The sequence below is a fragment of the Mesorhizobium abyssinicae genome (assembly GCF_049887195.1).
Classification (GTDB): domain Bacteria; phylum Pseudomonadota; class Alphaproteobacteria; order Rhizobiales; family Rhizobiaceae; genus Mesorhizobium; species Mesorhizobium abyssinicae.
The window spans coordinates 463653-483086 of the sequence record NZ_JARAKC010000002.1 but is presented as its reverse complement, the minus strand read 5'-3'; the positions used below and the strand labels follow the sequence as shown (position 1 = coordinate 483086).

Sequence of the window (19434 nt, the reverse complement as noted above, 5' to 3'; positions counted from 1 at the left end):
TTTCCGACGCCCGGGAAACGCGTTACCCTCCCATCCATGGACTTGTTGCGCCACAAGAAGACGGCCGCCGGACGCGGCTTTCTCGACGATCAGTTCCTGATTGCCATGCCCGGCATGAAGGACGACCGCTTCACGCGCTCCGTCATCTACATCTGCGCCCACAGCGACGAGGGCGCGATGGGCCTGATCATCAACCAGACGCAGCAGATGCTGTTTCCGGATCTTTTGGTGCAGCTCGGCATCATGAACGAGCAGGAGGCGATCCGCTTGCCGGCGCATGCGCGCGATTTCGTCGTGCGCAACGGCGGGCCGGTGGACCGCAGCCGCGGCTTCGTCCTGCATTCCGGCGACTACCGGGTGGAATCCTCGCTCAGCGTTTCCGACGACATCTGCCTGACCGCCACCGTCGACATATTGCGCGCCATCTCGTCCGGCCGCGGTCCCCGCCATGCGCTGATGGCGCTCGGCTATTCCGGCTGGGGCGCAGGCCAGCTCGAAAGCGAGATCGCCGAGAATGGCTGGCTGACCTGCCCGGCGACACCGGAGCTTCTGTTCGACGCCGACATCGAGCGCAAATACGACCGCATCCTCGCCTCGATCGGCATCGATCTCGCGCATCTCAGCCTGGCCGCCGGCCACGCCTGATCAGGCCTGCGTCAGCGGATACTGCTCCTTCAGCGTCTTCAGCACCTGCTCGCCGGGCATCGGCGCGCCGAACATGAAGCTCTGAACGTATTCGCAGCCCATCTGGCGCAGCTCCAGCGCATCGCTTTCGTCCGAGATGCCTTCCGCCACGACGGACAAGCCAAGCTCGTGCGCCATGTTGACCATGGACTTGAGCAGCACGGCGCGTTTCGGCGTCGCGTCGTCGACGAAGCTCTTGTCGATCTTGATCGTGTCGAAGGGGAAGCGCGTCAGATAGGACAGCGACGAATAGCCGGTGCCGAAATCGTCGAGCGAAAGCCCGATACCGAGCTGCTTCAGCTTGGTCAGCACATGCGAGGTCTGCTCGGGATTGTCCATCACCAGCGATTCGGTGAGCTCGAGGCGGAAGCAGCGCGGCTTCAGATTGGCGCGCGCGATGACCGAGCGCACGTCGCTGACCAGGTCGCGGCGGATCAGCTGGCGGCTGGAGAGGTTGACCGAAACCGACAGCGGCGCGTCGCCGATCTGCTTCTGCCAGGTCGCCAGGTCCTCGGCCGCCTGCTGCATGGCGAACAGGCCGAGCTGCACGATCAGCCCGCAATTCTCGGCGACGGGAATGAAATCCGCCGGCGGGATCATGCCGCGGCGCGGATGGTCCCACCTGAGCAGCGCCTCGAAGCCGGCGACGCTGCCGTCCTCCAGCCGCACGATCGGCTGGTAGGCGAGGGTGAACTCACGCCGTTCGATGGCGCGGCGCAGGTCGGATTCGAACTGCAGCCGGTCGGTGCCGACGGTGCGGAAGGCCGGCCGGAACGGTTCGATCCTGTCGCCGCCGAAGCGCTTGGCCTGGTGCATGGCAAGCTCGGCGTCCTTGACCATGTCCTCGGACGAGGTCTGCGCCGTCGTCCAGGTGATCAGCCCGATCGAGGCGGTCAGCACGATCTCGCGCTTGGCGAAGGTGATCGGGTTGTTGATTGCATGCTTGATGGCGTCCGCCACCGCGGCGATGCGGGCCGGATCCTGTTCCGACAGCAGCATCAGCGCGAACTGGTCGCCGGCAAAGCGCGACAGCGAATCCTTCGGCTTCAAGAGCCGGTGCAGACGGCGCGCGATGGTGAGCAGGATGGTGTCGCCGGCCGAGATGCCGAGGCCGTCATTGACCTGCTTGAAGCGGTCGATGTCGATGACGAAGACGGTCGGGCGCACCTTGTCTTCGGTGCGGGCGATCGAGATGATCGCCTCCAGCCGGTTCATGAACAGTTCGCGGTTCGGCAGGCCGGTCAGATTGTCGTGCACGGCATCGTGCAGCAGCCGTTCCTCGGATTTCTTCTGCTCGGTGACGTCGACCATGGTGCCGACGCAGCGGATCACCTCGCCGTCCGAGCCGATCACCGGGCGGGCGCGCAGCGCGAACCAGTGATAGTGGCCGTCGGCGCCGCGCAGGCGGAAATTCTGCGCCACCCGGCCGCGACGGTGCTCCAGCACAACGTCGAGCGTGGTGCGGAAGGTGTCGCGGTCGTCGGCGTGCAGTACCGGCAGCCAGTTGCGGGCCGCCCCGCCGAGGCTGTTGGGGGCAAGGCCAAGTTGCAGGCTGACATCCGGCTTGGTGACGACACGGTCGCGCAGCACGTCCCAGTCCCAGACGATGTCGCCCGATCCGGCGACGGCGAGCGCCTGCCGTTCGAGATCGGAGAACAGGCCCTGATGGGCGCCACCGCCGGCGAAGGCGTGCTGCATGACGGTGAAGCCGATCAGAAGGATGATCAGGATCAGGCCGCCGCCCAGCGCTGGCTGGGCGATATCGTTGTCGAGCATGCCGGTGATCGCCATCCACGACCCGCATAGCCACAGCAAGACCATAACCCAACTCGGCACCAGCATGATCGCACGGTCATAGCCACGAATGCCGAGGAAGATGATCAGGCCGAGCCCGGTAAGCGCGGTTGCCGCGAACGAGATGCGGGCGATGCCGGCCGCCACCGCCGGATCGATGATGGCGACGCCGGCGATCAAGAGCAGACCGAGGATCCAGACCAGCGCGCCGTAGCTGAAATGGCCGTGCCATCGGTTGAGGTTGAGATAGGCGAACAGGAACACAACGAAGGTCGCCGCCAGCGCCACCTCCGTTCCGGCGCGCCACATCTGCTCATTGCCGGGCGATATCTCGATGATCTTGTTGAGGAAGCCGAAATCGACGCAGATATAGGCAAGCACCGCCCAGGCAAGCGCGGCCGTCGCTGGGAACATCGAGGTGCCCTTGACGACGAACAGGATGGTCAGGAACAGCGCTAGCAGGCCGGCGATGCCGATGACGATGCCGCGGAACAGCGTGTAGGAATTGACCGAGTCCTTGTAGGATTCCGGATCCCAGAGGTAGACCTGCGGCAGTTTCGGCGAGGCAAGCTCGGCGACGAAGGTGACCACAGTGCCGGGGTTCAGCGTCACCCGGAAGACGTCGGCATCGGGGCTGGTCTGGCGGTCGAGCGCGAAGCCTTCGCTGGGCGTGATCGCGGCGATACGTGTCGCGCCGAGATCGGGCCAGAAGATGCCGGAATTCACCAGCCGGAAATGCGGCGCCACGATCAGCCGGTCGAGTTGTTGGTCGGTGGTGTTGGCGAGCGCGAACACGGCCCAGTCGCCACTCGATCGCGAATCCTTCGCTTCCACCTCGATGCGCCTTACGATGCCGTCGGGGCCGGGGGCTGTCGAGACCTGGAAATTCTCGCCTTGATTCGGGTACAGATCGAAGGCGCGCGAGAGGTCGAGCGCCACGTCGTCGCGGGCGATCTTGATCGGCTCGACGGCGAACGCCGGCGAGGCTGCGCAGAGCGCAACGACCATCGCCAGGACAAGGGCGAGCAGCGACGCGAATCGCGAAAAATTCGTCAACAATCAGCCCTTCGTTCCAGCGCCCGGCGGATCGTCCGCGATCCGGGCGTAGAGGTAATGATCCTGCCAGATACCATTGATCCTGAGGTAGGATCGCAGAAGTCCTTCGCGCCGGAATCCGGCTTTTTCAAGCACGCGGATCGACCGGGCGTTGTCGGGAATACAGGCCGCTTCGATCCGGTGCAACCTCAGCGTATCGAAGGCGAAGCGCGACACCAGCTTGACCGCCTCAGTCATCAGGCCGCGGCCGCCATAGCGCTCGCCGATCCAGTAGCCGATATGGCCGCTTTGCGCGACGCCATGGCGGATGTTGCCGAGGGTGATGCCGCCGGCGAGCTTGCCGCTCGACTTCTCGAAGATGAAGAAGGCGATCGCGGTGCCTTGCGCGTAATCCTCGCGATAGCGGCTGATGCGCAGCCGCCATGCCGTGCGGTCGAGCTCGTCCGGCGTCCAGCGCGGCTCCCACGGCTCCAGAAAGGCGCGGCTTTCACCGCGCAGCGTCGACCAATCGCGATAGTCGTTGGTCAGCGGCACGCGCAGCATGACCTTGTCGCCCTTCAGTGCCGGCAGGTCGCGGCGAAAGAAAGGGAGCGCGAACATGGCGCTTGAGCAGGACTAGACGGCGAGCTTGCGGGCCGTCGTCTGCGGACCCGAAAGCGAATCGAGAATCGCCTCATAGGGCGCCAGCGTCCCCACGGGTCCGACGGCGGTGAGCGTCGGCTTGGTCGAAAACAACCGCGACGAGAGATCGGTGAGCCGCTCGGTGGTGAGCGCCGCCAGCCGTTCCATCAGCTCTTCCTTGGCGATCGGCCGGCCGAACAGAAGCAACTGCCTGGCGATCTGCGAGGCGCGGCTGGCCGGGCTTTCGGCCGACATGATCAGACCGGCGCGGTATTGCGCGCGCGCCCGGTCGAGCTCCTCCTGCAGGATGTTCTCGCCGGCCTTCTGCAATTCGTCAATGATGACCGGCACCAGCTTGGCGATATCGCTCTGCCCGGTCGCGGCGTGGACGCCGAATATGCCGGTGTCGGAAAAGCCCCAGTGGAACGCGTAGACCGAGTAGCACAGGCCGCGTTTCTCGCGCACCTCCTGGAACAGCCTCGACGACATGCCGCCGCCAAGGATCATCGACAGCACCTGCGAGGCGTAGAAATCGCGCACATGATAGGCGCGGCCCTCGAAGCCGAGCACGATCTGCGCGTCCATCAGGTCGCGATCCTCGCGGAAGTCGCCGCCGACATATTGCGCGTATTGCGGAATGCTGCTCTCGGCCTTGGCGCGGAAACCGCCGAGTCGCTTCTCCACCTCGCGCACGAAATTGTCGTGCTTGATGTCGCCGGCGGCCACGACCACCATGCGCTCGGCGCCGTACTGGCGCTCGATGAAATTGTGCAGCTGCTTGGAGGTGAAGGATTTGACCGTTTCCGGGGTGCCGAGGATCGAGCGGCCGATCGTCTGGTGGCGGAAGGCGGTTTCGGTGAAGCGATCGAAGACGATATCGTCGGGCGTGTCGTGCGCGGCGCCGATTTCCTGCAGGATCACATGCTGTTCGCGCTCGAGTTCTTCAGGGTCGAATTCGGACTCCTGCAGGATGTCTGCCAGGATGTCGACCGCCAGCGGCACGTCGTCGGAGAGCACCCTGGCGTAATAGGAGGTGGTCTCGACGCTGGTGGCGGCGTTGATCTCGCCGCCGACATTCTCGATTTCCGAGGCGATCTCGAAGGCGGTGCGCCTTTTCGTGCCCTTGAAGGCCATATGCTCGAGCAAATGGGCCATTCCGTGCTCTTCCTCACGCTCATTGCGTGCGCCCGACTTGACCCAGGCACCGAGGGCAACGGATTCGAGGCTTGGAAGGGTTTCGGTTGCGACTGTCAGGCCGTTCGACAGACGGCTTACCTCAACACCCATATGGCAAGTACTCCTTAACGCGCCGCCCGCGTGTGGCGTCCGACGTAATCTTCCACCATTTTCAGGTCGGAGGGAAGTACCGTGTATTTTTCGTCGGCTGTCATCAATGCGCCCAGCCATGCCGGCAGGGCCGGCGTGATGCCGCTGGCGGCCTCGACCGCGGCCGGGAACTTGGCTGGATGCGCGGTGCCCAGCACCACCATGGGGACTGCGCCATCGACCTTGCCGGCGGCAACGTGCACGGCCGCCGCCGTGTGCGGGTCGAGCAGATAGTTGCTCGCCGCGAGCGTCGAACGGATGGTGGCGGCGACCTCGTCGACGCTTGAGCGGCCGGCGTCGAATTCGGCGCGGATCTTTGCGATTTCGCCCGCCTCGATGGTGAAGGCGCCGGACTGCTTCAGCCCGTTCATGTAGCGCCGCACGGTCTCGGCATCGCGGTCGGCCGCCTCGAACAGCAGGCGCTCGAAGTTCGACGACACCTGGATGTCCATCGACGGCGAGGTCGTGGCGAACACGCCCTTGGTGCGGTATTCGCCGCTCGCCAGCGTGCGCGCCAATATGTCGTTGTCATTGGTGGCGATGATCAGCCGATCGATCGGCAATCCCATTCTTTTCGCGGCATAACCGGCGAAGATATCGCCGAAATTGCCGGTCGGCACGGTGAACGACACCGGCCGGTCGGGCGCGCCGAGCGACAGCGCCGAGGAGAAATAATAGACGATCTGGGCCATGATGCGTGCCCAGTTGATCGAATTGACGCCCGACAACGAGACCCGGTCGCGAAAACCGTGGTCGTTGAACATGTCCTTCACCAGGCCCTGGCAATCGTCGAAATTGCCTTCGATCGAGAGTGCATGCACGTTCGCCGCGCTTGACGTCGTCATCTGCCGCTGCTGCACCGGCGAGACCTTGCCGTGCGGGAAAAGGATGAAGATGTCGGTGCGGTCGCGGCCGGCGAAAGCATCGATCGCGGCGCCGCCGGTGTCGCCGGAGGTGGCGCCGACGATTGTGGCGCGCTGACCGCGCTCGGCCAGCACATGGTCCATCAGTCGCGCCAGCAGTTGCATGGCGACGTCCTTGAAGGCGAGCGTCGGGCCGTGGAAGAGTTCGAGCACGAAAGTGTTCGCCCCGGTCTGCACCAGCGGGCAGACGGCCTCGTGGCGGAAGGTGGCATAGGCCTCGCGCACCAGCCGCTCGAAGACGGGCGCCGCGATCTCGCCGCCCAGGAACGGCGTCAGCACGCGAATGGCAAGGTCGGGATAGGCGAGTCCGCGCATGGCGCGGATGTCGGCGGCGGAAAACTGCGGCCATTCGCGCGGCACATAGAGCCCGCCGTCGCGGGCCAGCCCGGCCAGCACCGCGTCGGAAAATCCAAGCACGGGCGCGTCCCCGCGGGTACTCACATATTGCATCGTCACAAGTCCATTGCAGCCGGCGGGTTCATCCACCGCCAATTGGTTAATTTTCCGAGCCGGCTCAGTCGCATTTTCGCCGCGCCGTTGATATACGTCACCAGCTTTGCGAGAGGGAAGTGGAGTTCATGGCGTTTCATTCGGTCAACCGTCGTTTTGTCGCGGGTCTGGCGCTTGCCGGCTTTATGCTTGCCGCCGCCGGCTGCCAATCGAGCGACAATGGCATACTGAGCTTTGGTCTGGGCAAGAAGGACACCCAGGCGCCGCCGCCGCCGCAGGACCCCAAGGTGCTTGCCAGCCAGTTGGAGGCCTATTGCCCGAAAGTAACGCTGCGCGACGGCACCGCCTACTTCAACACCTATGCCAAGGGCGGCGCCAAGCCCAGGAAGAAGGCCGACGCCGCGCAGGACGCCGAGGCCGCCGCCGCCCAGACCGCGCCTGATGGCACCATTGTCGATCCCGATCGCGATCCCGCCAAGGTCATCTATCAGGCCTCGATCACCGACGTGACCCGCGATTGCATGCGCGCCAACGGCCAGCTGTCGATGAAGATAGCGGTGGCCGGCAAGGTCGTGCCTGGGCCGATGTTCGCGCCCGGCACCATCACCATGCCGATTCGCGTCGCGGTGATGCACGGCACCGATGTGCTCTACTCGCAGATCCACCAGTACCAGGTCCAGGTCTCCGACCCGTCGGCCGCGACGCAGTTCGTCTTCACCGACCAGAACGTCCTGGTGCCGGAACCGACCGCCAAGGACTACCAGGCCTTTGCCGGATATGACGAAAACACGCCGAAAGCCGCGACCGACAAGGGCAAGCGGAAGAAAAAGGCCGCTCCGGCGACAAACTGAGGTGGGCTGGGGCGGACGCTTCAAGCGTCCGCCGACCATTCCGACAGCGCGGCAATCACGCTTTTCAACTCGGCCCAGCGGCGGATGACCGTCTCCGCGCCGGCTTCGGTCAGCGCGTCGGCGTGGCCGGGATAGCTGTGCGCGGCGCCGGTGAAGCCGATGACGCGCATGCCGGCCGTCCTGGCGCCGGTGACGCCATGCACCGAGTCCTCGATGACGAAGGTATTTTTCGGATCGGCGTTGAGCCTTTCGGCGGCGTAAAGGAACACGTCCGGAGCCGGCTTGGTCTTTTTGCTGGGGATGTCGAGCCCCGAAAAGATGCGGCCGGCGAAGAACGGCAGTAGCCCCACCTTCTCCAGCATGAACTCGACCCGCTCCGTGCGCGAATTCGAGCAGACGCAGCGCCGCACCGTCACCGCCGCGACCGCCTCGCGCGCGCCGTCGATGGCGCGCACGTCGCTGCGCAGCTTGCGGTCGACCAGCTCTTCGGCGCGGCCGATCAGCGAGGCCTGGAACGGGATGGCCGATTTCTCCTCGACCCGCATCATGATGTCCTTGAAGGTCAGTCCGGCATAGGTCTCGGCCAGTTCCTCGGCCGAGATCTCATACCCGGCCGAGGTCAGGAGCTCGGCCTCGATGCGCGCGGCGATGATTTCGGAATCGACGAGCACGCCGTCGCAATCGAAGATGACAAGGTCTGGCTGGGGCATGGCAATCCGGAACGCGGGAGAAAGCTGGCCTGATACGGCTCAGGCGGCGCGGCATACACCAAGCGGCCGGGCTTCGCAAATTCACGGCAGGTCTCGACCGGGGCAGTCCCGCCCTTCACCGAATATTTACGCTGATCGGTAACCATAACGGACAGTAAACAGTAACGCGTGCCTTGGGTGTAAAAATGTCAGCCGTGCGTCTTCTCGACGAGCTCTCCCGCGCTCCCCAGCAATCCGAATGGCTGAACACCATCCTCAAGGGCGACTGCATCGCGGCCCTCGAGCGGCTGCCCGAAAAGTCCATCGACGTCATTTTCGCCGATCCGCCCTATAACCTGCAGCTCGATGGCGACCTGCACCGGCCCGACCAGTCCAAGGTCGATGCCGTCGACGACGACTGGGACCAGTTCGAGAGTTTCGAGGCCTATGACGCCTTCACCCGCGCCTGGCTGCTGGCGGCGCGGCGCGTGCTAAAGCCGAACGGCACCATCTGGGTCATCGGCTCCTATCACAACATCTTCAGGGTCGGCGCCAAGATGCAGGATCTCGGCTTCTGGATCCTCAATGACGTCGTCTGGCGCAAGACCAACCCGATGCCGAACTTCCGCGGCCGCCGCTTCCAGAACGCGCATGAGACGATGATCTGGGCCTCGCGCGACCAGAAGGCCAAGGGCTACACCTTCAACTACGAGGCGCTGAAAGCCTCGAACGACGACGTCCAGATGCGCTCCGACTGGCTGTTCCCGATATGCACCGGCCAGGAGCGGCTGAAGAACGACAATGGCGACAAGCTGCATCCAACGCAGAAGCCGGAAGCATTGCTCGCCCGCATCATGATGGCCTCGACCAAGCCGGGTGACGTCGTGCTCGATCCCTTCTTCGGATCCGGCACCACCGGCGCGGTGGCAAAGCGCCTCGGCCGCCACTTCGTCGGCATCGAGCGCGAGCAGGCCTATATCGACGCCGCCAATGAGCGCATCGACGCGGTGCGGCCGCTGGAAGGCGCCGACCTGACCGTATTGTCCGGCAAGCGCGCCGAGCCGCGCGTCGCCTTCATCAGCCTGATCGACACCGGACTGATGCAGCCCGGCGCCACCCTCTACGACGCCAAGAAGCGCTGGGCGGCCAAGGTGCGCGCCGACGGCACGGTGGCGATCGGTGACAGCGCCGGCTCGATCCACAAGATCGGCGCCGAGGTGCAGGGGCTGGACGCCTGCAACGGCTGGACCTTCTGGCATTATGAGCGTAGCGGCGGCCTCACCCCGATCGACGAGCTGCGCCGCATCGCCCGCCTCGGCATGGAGCGGGCAGGGGCCTGAGATCCCGCTGTTAAAGTTGAATCAGAACTTCAGCGGATCGTCCGAAGCGATTCAAATCAGGCCCTGATCCCGTAACGCTCGAGGTCCGCCTTGAGCGTTACGGCGTCGGTGAACAGCACCGACTGCCAGCCGGCCGCCCTGGCGCCGTCGACATTCTTCTGGCTGTCATCGATGAACAGCGTCGCGGACGGTTCGAGGCCGAACGCGGCGACATGATGATCGTAGATGGCGCGATCCGGCTTGATCTGCCGGATGTCGGCCGAAACGGTCACGCCGCGCGGACGGTTGAGGAAGCCGAAACGCTGCCGGGCTTCGGCAAGCGTATCCGAGGCAAAGTTGGTCAGCATGGTGACATCGTGGCCGGCCTCGATCAGGCCGATCATGATGGCGACGCTGTCGTCATAGGCATGCGGCACCATCTCGTGCCAATGCCGGCGGAAATTGCGAATATTCTCCGCATGGCCCGGGTATTCGCCGATCAGCAGCGCTTCGGCCTCTGCCCATGTCCGGCCGCGGTCCTGCTCGAGGTTCCAGTCATGCGTGCAGACATTGTCGAAGAACCATTTCCGCTCCTCGGCATCGGGGATCAGGCGGCTGAAGGGAAGGTCCGGATCGTAGTGGATCAGCACCCTGCCGATGTCGAACACGATGTGGCGGATTTCGGTCATGCCTGTCCTTTCAATGCGGGCGCTGCCTTAGCGCATGTCACCCAAAAGTGCAGCGGTTTGGGATAGCGTGTCGCGCGTGACCGGGTCACACGCGACGCGCTTTGGTCGCGCCCGGTATCGCTGCCTCGATTACCTTTTTCATGACGGTGGGCAGCGCCTCCCCGGAAATCTCATGGGCCAGCGACCAGAAATGCCCTTCCGGCGCATCACCTTTCATGTGGGCATGAAAGACTTCGAGTTCGAGCGCGAAATGGGTGAAGACATGCGCGATCCGGCCGGCGCGTCGCCAGTCAGCCGCAAACGGCGCCCCAGCCTCCGTGGTCGCGCCGTCCACCCTTGCGCTCCACGCCGTCGTCGGCACTTCGGTCATGCCGCCGAGCAGGCCCTTTTCCGGGCGCTTGCGAAGCAGGATGGCGCCATCCCTGCGCTGGGCCACGAAGGCCGCACCCCGCCTGAGCGGCTTGTCGTCCTTGGGCCGGCGGACGGGGAAACGCTCGGGATCGCCCGAGACAATGGCGCTGCAATCCGCGCGCAGCGGGCACAGCATGCAGCGCGGCCGCCGCGGCGTGCAGATCGTGGCGCCGAGATCCATCATCGCCTGGGCGAAATCGCCCGGCCGCCTTGCCGGAACCATCCGCTCGACCAGCGCGCGGATTTCTGGCTTGGCCTCCGTGAGCGGCGTCGCGATCGAATTCAGCCTGGACACGACCCGCTCGACATTGCCGTCGACGACGGCCGCCGGCCGGTCGAAGGCGATGGCCGAGATCGCCGCCGCCGTGTAGGTGCCGATCCCCGGCAACTCCCTGAGGCCGGCCTCCGTGTCCGGAAAGCGGCCGCCGCGCTGAGCGACAAGATCGGCGCAGGCCTTGAGGTTGCGCGCCCGCGAATAGTAGCCGAGCCCGGCCCAGGCCTTCATGACGTCCTCGGCGGGCGCCGCCGCCAGCGCCCGGACGTCAGGCCATTTTTCGAGGAAGGCGCGAAAATAGGCTTTGACCGCTTCGACCGTGGTCTGCTGCAGCATCACTTCCGACAGCCAAACCCGGTAGGGATCGGGGTTGGCTCCCTCCGCCAGCGCCTTGGGCGCGACGCGCCACGGCAGGTCGCGGTGATGCGCGTCGTACCAGTCAAGCAGGCGGGAGGCGACTGAAACGGCTTCGCTGCTTTCGCCGGATGCGGCCTTGCGGGTCTGGTCGTGCGATGCCATTGATCGGGTGAGCTCGGGGATTGGAGAACGCACATGGCAGGGAAAAGGCCCTACGGCAATCCCGTCCCGGTGAGCGATCTCGCAACCGAGATCCTCGATCCGGTGCTGAAGAAGCGGGCCGGCATCTCGATCGGGCTGGTGCAGTCCTGGGAGGAGATCGCCGGGCCCCGGCTAGCCGGCCGCTCGCGCCCGGAAAAGATCCAGTGGCCGCGCCGCCTGCATGAGGACGATCCGTTCGAGCCGGCGCTGCTGATCATCGCGTGCGAGGGCATGGCGGCGCTCCACCTGCAGCACGAGGCAGGCGAAATCATCAATCGCGTCAATGCTTTCCTCGGCTTCAACGCCATTGGCCGCATCAAGATCGTGCAGAAGCCGGTGCTGTCCGAAAAGGCCCGGCCGAAACCGGCGCCGAGACCGCTCAACGACGCCGAGAAGGCGAAGCTTTCGCGAACCGTGGGCAAGATCGAGGACGATGGCCTGCGCGCCTCGCTGGAGCGCCTCGGCGCGACAATTCTGGGGCAGAAAAGACCATAGGATTGTCGCTAATCTCGCGTATTCGTGAACGCACGCCAAAATTTGGCGATTGGAATGGGGACGGCGATGCCTTAATTCGCGCCAACTCTCGCCTTTTCTAGCCTTTGCATTGCAAAATCCAACCGATATCAGGTGATTCGCATGAACCGTCCTTTGTCTCGCAGAAACCTTCTGACCTCGCTGGCCGCCATTCCGGCGGTGGCTCTCATCGCCGCATGCAGCGACTCGGGCGAGGACGCAAAGGCCGCCGATGTGAAGCCCGCCAACCCGTCGACGCCCGCCAAGCCGGCAACGCCGGCGGCCGCAAAGGTGCCGGAAGCGCAGGGCACGGTCGACATGGCGCAGCTGCTGAAGCCGGGCGCGCTGCCCGAAAAGCAGCTTGGCAAGGACGACGCCAAGGTCACCATCGTCGAATATGCCTCGATGACTTGCCCGCATTGCGCGCACTTCAACGAAACCACCTTCCCTGAGTTGAAGACCAAATACATCGACAGCGGCAAGGTGCGCTACATCCTGCGTGAATTTCCCTTCGACCCGAGCGCCGAGGCCGGCTTCATGCTGGCGCGTTGCGCCAAGGATAACTATTTCCCGATGGTCGACGTGCTGTTCAAGCAGCAGCCCAGCTGGGTCGGCGTCAACAACACCAAGGAAGCACTGCTGCAGATCTCCAAGCTCGCTGGTTTTACACAGGAGTCCTTTGAGGCCTGCTTGACGGACCAGAAACTTCTGGACGATGTGAGAGCAGTCCAGAAACGCGGCGCGGACGAGTTCAAGGTCGACTCGACGCCGACCTTCTTCATCAATGGAAAGACCTACAAAGGGGCGATGTCGATTGAGGAAATGTCGGCCATCATCGACCCTCTGCTCTGACGTCCAGGCCGCGCCGAAGCGGCTCGGCTTCGGCGCGCGCGCCTGTAGTGTGGGGCGGCGCGAATGAAATTTTCGCGCCTTCGCCTCCTCGGTTTCAAGTCCTTCGTCGAGCCCGGCGAGTTCGTCATCGAACGCGGGCTTACCGGCATTGTCGGGCCGAACGGCTGCGGCAAGTCGAACCTTGTCGAGGCGCTGCGCTGGGTGATGGGCGAAAGCTCCTACAAGAACATGCGCGCGTCCGGCATGGACGACGTCATCTTTTCCGGCTCGGGCACGCGGCCGGCCCGCAATACCGCCGAAGTCACGCTTTTCCTCGACAACACCGACCGTACCGCGCCTGCAGCCTTCAACGACGCCGATGAATTGCAGGTGTCGCGCCGCATCGAGCGCGAGGCGGGCTCGCTCTATCGCATCAACGGCAAGGAAGCCCGCGCCAAGGACGTGCAGCTTCTGTTCGCCGACCAGTCGACCGGCGCGCGCTCGCCCTCGATGGTCGGGCAAGGCCGCATCGGCGAGCTGATCCAAGCCAAGCCCCAGGCGCGTCGGGCGCTACTCGAAGAGGCGGCCGGCATTTCCGGCCTGCACACGCGCCGCCACGAGGCCGAACTGAGGCTGAAGGCCGCCGAGCAGAACCTCGAACGGCTGGATGACGTCGTCGGCGAGTTGGAGAGCCAGATCGACAGCCTGAAGCGCCAGGCGCGCCAGGCCTCGCGCTTCAAGAACCTGTCGGCCGATATCCGCAAGGCCGAGGCGACGCTGCTGCATCTGCGCTGGACGCTGGCCAAGACCCAGGAAGGCGAGGCGCGTTCCGCTCTGGCCGCCGCGACGACGCTTGTCGGCGATCGCGCCGCCGCGCAGATGGCCGCCGCGAGAGAGCAAGGCATCGGCGCCCACCGGTTGCCGGACCTGCGCGACGCCGAAGCTGCCGCGGCCGCCGCCTTCCAGCGCCTGTCGATCGCCAAGACACAGATCGAGGAAGAGGCCGGCCGCATCCGCTCCCGCCAGGCCGAGCTTGAGCGCCGGCTGCAGCAGCTCGACGGCGACATCGCCCGCGAGGAGCGCATGGTGCGCGACAATGCGGACATCCTCGAGCGCCTTCGCACCGAGGAAGCCTCGCTCAACTCCGAGAACGCCGGCGCCGCCGAGCGCGAGGCCACCACCCGGGCCGCCTTCGAACAGGCCGGCGCGACGCTCGCGCAGAGCGAGGCAAAGCTTGCCGCGCTGACCGCCGAACGCGCCGAGGCGGCTGCCTCGCGCCATCAGATCGAGCGCACTTTGCGCGAGACCGCCGAACGTCGCGACCGTTTTGCCCGCCAGCTCGCCGAGGTCGATCGCGAGCTTTCCGACATCGTCGCCCGCATTTCCGGCCTGCCCGATCCGGCCGAGAAGCGGCTGCTGGTCGAGGATGCCACGGCGCGGCTGGAAGAGAGCGAGGCCGGCGCCATTGCGGCCGAGCAGGCGGTCGCCGAGGCGCGCGTCGCCGAAAGCGCCGCCCGTCCGCCGCTACAGGACGCCAAGGCTGAGTTGCAGCGCATCGAGACCGAAGCCCGCACCCTTTCCAAGATTTTGAATGCCGTCAGCGGCGATCTTTTCCCCTCCGCGCTGGAGCAGCTCAGCGTCGAGCGCGGCTACGAGACGGCCCTTGGCGCCGCCCTCGGTGAGGATCTCGACGTGCCGCTCGACCGCAGCGCCCCCGTGCATTGGGGCGAGAGCGCCGTCCAGCCGGGCGACGCCGCGCTGCCCGAAGGCGTGAAGAGCCTTGCCAGCGTGGTGCGAGCGCCCTCCCAGCTTGCCCGCCGGCTGGCGCAGACCGGCATTGTCGAGGCCGCCGACGGCCGTCGTCTGCAGGCGCTGCTTGCGCCCGGCCAGCGGCTGGTCAGCCGCGACGGCGCGCTGTGGCGCTGGGATGGTCTGACCGCAAGCGCAGACGCGCCGACCGCCGCCGCGCAGCGGCTGGCGCAGAAGAACCGACTGGCCGAGCTAGACGCCGAGGCGGTGCAGGCCACCCGCATCCTGCGCGAGGCGGAGGCAGCCCTTGCCCAGGCCGAACAGGCGCTGCGCCAGGCAAGCGAGGCCGAGCGCAATGCCCGCCAGGCCGGCCGCGACGCTCAGCATGGGTTGGATGCTGCCCGCAACGCGCTTGCCGAGGCCGAGAAGGCCGGCGGCGAGCTGGTAAGCCGGCGTGCCGCGCTCGACGAGGCGCGCGCCCGCGTCGTCGACAGCCATGAGGAAACCCAGGCGGCTTTCCTGGAAGCCGAGATGCTGCTGCAGGACGCGCCCGATCTCGGCGACCTGCAGCTGCAGCTCGAACAGTCCTCGGCCAATGTCTCGCGCGATCGCGCCACCCTCGCCGACGCGCGCGCCGTCCATGAGGGCTTGCGGCGCGAGGCCGAGGCCCGCACCCGCCGCCTCGAAGCGATCGGCGCCGAGCGCCGCAACTGGCTGGAGCGGGCCGAGAACGCCTCGACGCAGATCGCCGCTCTTGGCGAGCGCAGGGCGGAAGCCGAGGCCGAGCGCGAGCGGTTGGCCGACGCTCCGGACGAGATCGACGCCAAGCGTCGCGCGCTGCTGTCGCAATTGACCGAGGCGGAGACTCTGCGCCAGGCGGCGGCCGACCGTTTGCAGGAAGCGGAGAACCGGCAGGCCGAGCTCGACAAGGCCGCGACCGCGGCGATTCAGTCGCTGGCCGAGGCGCGCGAAACCCGTGTCCGCGCCGAGGAGCGGCTGACGGCCGCCGATGAGCGGCGGCTGGAGGTCGAGGCGCGTATCCAGGAGACGCTGAACACGCCGCCGCACCTGGTCATCCGCCACACCGGTCTGGAAGCCGATGACCCGATGCCCGAAATGGCCGAGGTCGAGCGCCAACTCGACCGGTTGAAGGTCGAGCGCGAGCGGCTCGGCGCCGTCAACCTGCGCGCCGAGGAAGAGCAAAAGGAGCTGTCCGACCGGCTGGAGACCATCGTTTCCGAGCGCGAGGACATCATCGAGGCGATCCGCAAATTGCGGCAGGCGATCCAGAGCCTCAACCGGGAAGGGCGCGAGCGGCTGCTGTCGGCCTTCGAGGTGGTCAACGGCCATTTCCAGCGCCTGTTCTCGCATCTGTTCGGCGGCGGCACCGCCGAATTGCAGCTGATCGAATCCGAGGATCCGCTGGAAGCCGGGCTCGAAATCCTTGCCCGCCCGCCGGGCAAGAAGCCGCAGACCATGACGCTGCTCTCCGGCGGCGAGCAGGCGCTGACGGCGATGTCGCTGATCTTCGCCGTGTTCCTCACCAATCCGGCGCCGATCTGCGTGCTCGACGAGGTCGACGCGCCGCTCGACGACCACAATGTCGAGCGCTTCTGCAATCTCATGGACGAGATGTCCCGCACCACAGAGACGCGCTTCGTCATCATCACCCACAACCCGATCACCATGGCCCGCATGGACCGGCTGTTCGGCGTCACCATGGCTGAGCAGGGCGTCAGCCAGTTGGTCTCGGTCGACCTGCAGGCGGCCGAAGCCATGCGCGAGGCGAGCTGAATATATCGCCCGCAACGCGCGGCCTTGCTCCGGGGGTGTTGGCGGGGTCCTTAGTGGCCCGCTTAGCTGACTATCGAGGTGCTTGTAGTTGGGCGGTGCATCAGCGCGCCCTTGGTCCCAGAATACGCGCGACATGCTCGGCAATCGCCAGGCTGGACGTCAGTCCGGGGCTTTCGATGCCGAACAGATTGACCAGGCCTTCGATGCGATGGGTTGCCGCATCCTGGATGACGAAGTCGCTGTTGGCCTCGCCGGGTCCGGAGAGCTTTGGGCGGATGCCGCTATAGGCTGCCTGCAGGCTGCCGTCGGCGAGCTCCGGCCAGTATTTGCGGATGGCATCGTAGAAGCGCTCGCCGCGCGCGGGGTCGACGCGGTAGTCGAGCCTGTCCGTCCATTCGACATCCGGCCCGAAGCGCGCCGTGCCGGCGAGGTCGAGCGTCAGATGGACGCCGAGCCCGCCGGGTTCGGGCACCGGATAGACAAGCCGCGAGAACGGCGCCCGCCCGGCCACCGAAAAATAATTGCCCTTGGCGTAGCGAAGCGTGGGCAGGAACTGCCGGTCGAACCCGTCGAGCGAGGCGGCAAGCGCCACCGCGCCGAGACCGGCTGCGTTGATCAGGTGTGAGGCGGCGATCTCGAAACGCTCGCCGCTTGCGCTGTCCATCGTCTCGAGGACGATGCCGCCGCCGGCGCCGATCCGGCCGGAAACGACGCGCGTGTTGAGCGACAGCATGGCGCCGTTCTCTTCGGCCTCGCCGAGCAGGGCGAGCATCAAAGCGTGGCTGTCGATGATGCCAGTGGAGGGCGACAGCAATGCCTTGGTGCAATGCAGCGCCGGCTCCAGCGTTTGCGCCTCGGCTGCGGAGAGAAACCGCAGGTCGTCAACGCCGCAAGCGGCGGCATTGGCGCGAATGGAGGCAAGCACCGGCTCCTGTGCCTCGTTGGTTGCGACGATGAGCTTGCCGCAGCGCCGGTGCGGGATCGACCGCTCCGCGCAGTAGCGGTACAGAAGCTCGCGCCCGTCAACGCAGTACCGCGCCTTCAGTGACCCCTCTGGGTAGTATATGCCGGCGTGGATGACCTCCGAATTTCGCGAGCTCGTCTCGGTTCCGATGGCGTCGGCGGCTTCGAGGATCAGCGTGTCGAGGCCTTGTGCGGCCATGGTGCGCGCAACCGCCAGGCCGATGACGCCGGCGCCGGCGATGATGCAATCGACCTGTTCCATGCCCCCGTCCATTTTGGTTACGCAAGCGGCGCCTCACAGCCTTCAAGGATCATAGCCTTGTTGTCCAGTGCCGGCGATCATGCGCCTGGCCGCGGCATTGGGGTGGTGCGAAGCAGCGTTGGGAACTGCATGGCGCTATCGATCATGACAGAGCGGCTCTTGCGGCCGCCTGCCGCCATGATGCATCAAGCCTCTCAAATGCGAGGCGGAACCTTGGACTTCTCATCACAGAGACGGTCTGTTTGGCCCGCACGCCTGCAGACAGGAGCCAGCATGGACGCCCAACCCAATTCCCCTGAAGCCCGCGACATCCGCTACCACCTGCATGCCTACACCAATGCCCGCAAGCATCAGGAAACGGGTCCGCTGGTCATCGAAAAGGGCGACGGCATCTATGTCGAGGACATTGCCGGCAACCGCTATATCGAGGCGATGGCAGGGCTGTGGAGCGTTGCGGTCGGCTTCTCGGAAAAGCGCCTGGTCGAGGCCGCGACCCGGCAGATGTCGAAGCTGCCTTTCTATCATGACTTCGGATCGAAAGCGCATTCGCCGCTGATCGACCTGGCCGAGAAGCTGGTGCAGATGGCGCCGGTGCCGATGAGCAAGGCCTATTTCACCAATTCCGGCTCCGAGGCCAACGATACGGCGCTCAAGATGATCTGGTACCGCTCGAACGCGCTCGGTCAGCCGGCGCGCAAGAAGGTCATCAGCCGCAAGCGCGGCTACCACGGCGTCACCATAGCCGCGGCAAGCCTGACCGGGCTGCCGAACAACCATCTCTCCTTCGACCTGCCGATCGCCAATGTGCTGCACATCTCGACGCCGCACCATTAGCGCGACGCCAGGCCGGGCGAGAGCGAGGAGCAGTTCTCGAGCCGTCTCGCCGACGAGTTGGAGAGCCTGATCCTTGCCGAGGGACCGGAGACCATTGCCGCCTTCTTCGGCGAGCCAATCATGGGCGCCGGCGGCGTCGTCGTACCGCCTGCCTTCTATTGGGAGAAGGTCCAGGCCGTGCTGACGAAATACGACATCCTGCTCGTTGCCGACGAGGTCATCTGCGGCTTCGGCCGGACCGGCGAGATGTTCGGCTCGCAGGCCTTCGGCATCAAGCCCGACGTCATGGTCCTGTCGAAGCAGATTTCCTCTTCATACCTGCCGATCTCGGCCCTGCTCATCAACGACAAGGTGTTCGAGCCGATTGCCGACGAAAGCAATCGCATCGGCACCTTCGGCCATGGCTTCACCGGTGGCGGCCATCCGGTCGCGGCAGCGGTCGCGCTTGAGAATGTGAAGCTGATCGAGGAGCGCGACCTTGTCGGCAATGCGCGCAAGGTCGGCGCGCATTTGCAGGCTCGATTACGCAAGCTCGCCTCGCATCCGCTGGTCGGCGAGGTGCGCGGCGTTGGCCTGATCGCCGCCGTCGAGCTGGTCGCCGACAAGGCGAGCAAGGCGCCATGGGGCAAGCCTGCCGCTCTCGGTGCGCTGGTCAACGGGTTGCTGCAGCAGAATGGCGTCATCTCGCGCAACATGGGCGACGCCATCGCTTTCTGTCCGCCGCTGATCATCACCGAGGCTCAGGTCGATACGCTGGTCGATGCGTTCGAGCGGTCGCTCGATGCCGCCCTGCCGCAAGTTCATGCGCAAGGCTGAAAACGGGCCGCTCAAAGCGACAAGTCG

14 protein-coding genes and 1 pseudogene are annotated in these 19434 nt (G+C 65.6%); 7 read left to right on the top strand and 8 right to left on the bottom strand.

The features are described 5' to 3' along the window. The first annotated feature begins 36 nt into the window (after window positions 1–36). Window positions 37–645 carry a YqgE/AlgH family protein gene (locus PU724_RS06835; protein WP_127282495.1) on the top strand — a complete coding sequence of 203 codons (609 nt, stop codon included), beginning with the start codon at window positions 37–39 and terminating at the stop codon, window positions 643–645. Here PU724_RS06835 and PU724_RS06830 read toward each other — a convergent pair whose 3' ends face one another. From PU724_RS06830 to thrC, 4 genes are read right to left on the bottom strand one after another with little or no spacing between them, the layout of a single operon-like run. Beyond that, window positions 646–3534: an EAL domain-containing protein gene (locus PU724_RS06830; RefSeq protein ID WP_354420961.1), complete on the bottom strand. Its 2889-nt coding sequence runs from the start codon at window positions 3532–3534 to the stop codon at window positions 646–648. A gap of 3 nt (window positions 3535–3537) precedes the next feature. Continuing rightward, window positions 3538–4134, bottom strand: coding sequence for a GNAT family N-acetyltransferase (locus tag PU724_RS06825; RefSeq protein WP_354420960.1), 597 nt, complete (start codon window positions 4132–4134; stop codon window positions 3538–3540). Between the two features lie 15 nt (window positions 4135–4149). Next, window positions 4150–5442, bottom strand: a complete 1293-nt coding sequence (locus tag PU724_RS06820) for a M16 family metallopeptidase (RefSeq protein ID WP_127282492.1) — start codon at window positions 5440–5442, stop codon at window positions 4150–4152. Between the two features lie 14 nt (window positions 5443–5456). Then, window positions 5457–6854: a threonine synthase gene (gene thrC, locus PU724_RS06815; RefSeq protein WP_354420958.1), complete on the bottom strand. Its 1398-nt coding sequence runs from the start codon at window positions 6852–6854 to the stop codon at window positions 5457–5459. Window positions 6855–6982: 128 nt separating this feature from the next. Between thrC and PU724_RS06810 the strand changes: the two genes are divergently transcribed. Then, the gene (locus PU724_RS06810) at window positions 6983–7705 is read left to right on the top strand and encodes a hypothetical protein (protein WP_127392249.1); all 723 of its coding nucleotides are present in this window, start codon (window positions 6983–6985) and stop codon (window positions 7703–7705) included. A 20-nt stretch (window positions 7706–7725) separates the two neighbouring features. Here the strand turns inward: PU724_RS06810 and PU724_RS06805 are convergent, their stop codons facing one another. Further along, window positions 7726–8415, bottom strand: coding sequence for an HAD family hydrolase (locus PU724_RS06805; RefSeq protein WP_127392250.1), 690 nt, complete (start codon window positions 8413–8415; stop codon window positions 7726–7728). 185 nt (window positions 8416–8600) lie between these two features. Between PU724_RS06805 and PU724_RS06800 the strand changes: the two genes are divergently transcribed. After that, entirely contained in the window at window positions 8601–9734 is a 1134-nt protein-coding gene (locus PU724_RS06800) for a site-specific DNA-methyltransferase (RefSeq protein ID WP_127392251.1), read from the top strand. Window positions 9735–9790: 56 nt separating this feature from the next. Here the strand turns inward: PU724_RS06800 and PU724_RS06795 are convergent, their stop codons facing one another. Both PU724_RS06795 and mutY read right to left on the bottom strand, forming a co-directional pair. Then, window positions 9791–10402, bottom strand: coding sequence for an HAD family hydrolase (locus PU724_RS06795; protein ID WP_127392252.1), 612 nt, complete (start codon window positions 10400–10402; stop codon window positions 9791–9793). 85 nt (window positions 10403–10487) lie between these two features. Continuing rightward, the gene (gene mutY, locus PU724_RS06790) at window positions 10488–11606 is read right to left on the bottom strand and encodes an A/G-specific adenine glycosylase (protein WP_127392253.1); all 1119 of its coding nucleotides are present in this window, start codon (window positions 11604–11606) and stop codon (window positions 10488–10490) included. 33 nt (window positions 11607–11639) lie between these two features. Here mutY and PU724_RS06785 point away from each other — a divergent pair, with 33 nt between their 5' ends. The 3 genes from PU724_RS06785 (at window position 11640) to smc (ending at window position 16532) form a co-directional block, all read left to right on the top strand. Then, entirely contained in the window at window positions 11640–12140 is a 501-nt protein-coding gene (locus tag PU724_RS06785) for a DUF721 domain-containing protein (RefSeq protein ID WP_127392254.1), read from the top strand. A gap of 141 nt (window positions 12141–12281) precedes the next feature. Beyond that, complete coding sequence (locus tag PU724_RS06780) at window positions 12282–13010, top strand: DsbA family protein (RefSeq protein ID WP_127284006.1); 729 nt, start codon at window positions 12282–12284, stop codon at window positions 13008–13010. 63 nt (window positions 13011–13073) lie between these two features. After that, window positions 13074–16532 carry a chromosome segregation protein SMC gene (smc, locus tag PU724_RS06775; RefSeq protein ID WP_354420954.1) on the top strand — a complete coding sequence of 1153 codons (3459 nt, stop codon included), beginning with the start codon at window positions 13074–13076 and terminating at the stop codon, window positions 16530–16532. A 100-nt stretch (window positions 16533–16632) separates the two neighbouring features. Here the strand turns inward: smc and PU724_RS06770 are convergent, their stop codons facing one another. Further along, window positions 16633–17757, bottom strand: a complete 1125-nt coding sequence (locus PU724_RS06770; protein WP_354420952.1) for an NAD(P)/FAD-dependent oxidoreductase — start codon at window positions 17755–17757, stop codon at window positions 16633–16635. Window positions 17758–18030: 273 nt separating this feature from the next. Between PU724_RS06770 and PU724_RS06765 the strand changes: the two are divergent. Then, window positions 18031–19407, top strand: a pseudogene (locus PU724_RS06765) (aspartate aminotransferase family protein). The last annotated feature ends 27 nt before the right edge of the window (window positions 19408–19434 follow it).

Excerpts from the sequence above, each read along its gene's own strand:
- PU724_RS06835 (WP_127282495.1), top strand. The coding sequence starts at position 37 with ATGGACTTGTTGCGCCACAAGAAGACGGCCGCCGGACGCGGCTTTCTC.
- PU724_RS06825 (WP_354420960.1), bottom strand. The coding sequence starts at position 4,134 with ATGTTCGCGCTCCCTTTCTTTCGCCGCGACCTGCCGGCACTGAAGGGC.
- PU724_RS06820 (WP_127282492.1), bottom strand. The coding sequence starts at position 5,442 with ATGGGTGTTGAGGTAAGCCGTCTGTCGAACGGCCTGACAGTCGCAACC.
- thrC (WP_354420958.1), bottom strand. The coding sequence starts at position 6,854 with ATGCAATATGTGAGTACCCGCGGGGACGCGCCCGTGCTTGGATTTTCC.
- PU724_RS06810 (WP_127392249.1), top strand. The coding sequence starts at position 6,983 with ATGGCGTTTCATTCGGTCAACCGTCGTTTTGTCGCGGGTCTGGCGCTT.
- PU724_RS06805 (WP_127392250.1), bottom strand. The coding sequence starts at position 8,415 with ATGCCCCAGCCAGACCTTGTCATCTTCGATTGCGACGGCGTGCTCGTC.
- PU724_RS06800 (WP_127392251.1), top strand. The coding sequence starts at position 8,601 with ATGTCAGCCGTGCGTCTTCTCGACGAGCTCTCCCGCGCTCCCCAGCAA.
- PU724_RS06795 (WP_127392252.1), bottom strand. The coding sequence starts at position 10,402 with ATGACCGAAATCCGCCACATCGTGTTCGACATCGGCAGGGTGCTGATC.
- mutY (WP_127392253.1), bottom strand. The coding sequence starts at position 11,606 with ATGGCATCGCACGACCAGACCCGCAAGGCCGCATCCGGCGAAAGCAGC.
- PU724_RS06785 (WP_127392254.1), top strand. The coding sequence starts at position 11,640 with ATGGCAGGGAAAAGGCCCTACGGCAATCCCGTCCCGGTGAGCGATCTC.
- PU724_RS06780 (WP_127284006.1), top strand. The coding sequence starts at position 12,282 with ATGAACCGTCCTTTGTCTCGCAGAAACCTTCTGACCTCGCTGGCCGCC.
- smc (WP_354420954.1), top strand. The coding sequence starts at position 13,074 with ATGAAATTTTCGCGCCTTCGCCTCCTCGGTTTCAAGTCCTTCGTCGAG.
- PU724_RS06770 (WP_354420952.1), bottom strand. The coding sequence starts at position 17,757 with ATGGAACAGGTCGATTGCATCATCGCCGGCGCCGGCGTCATCGGCCTG.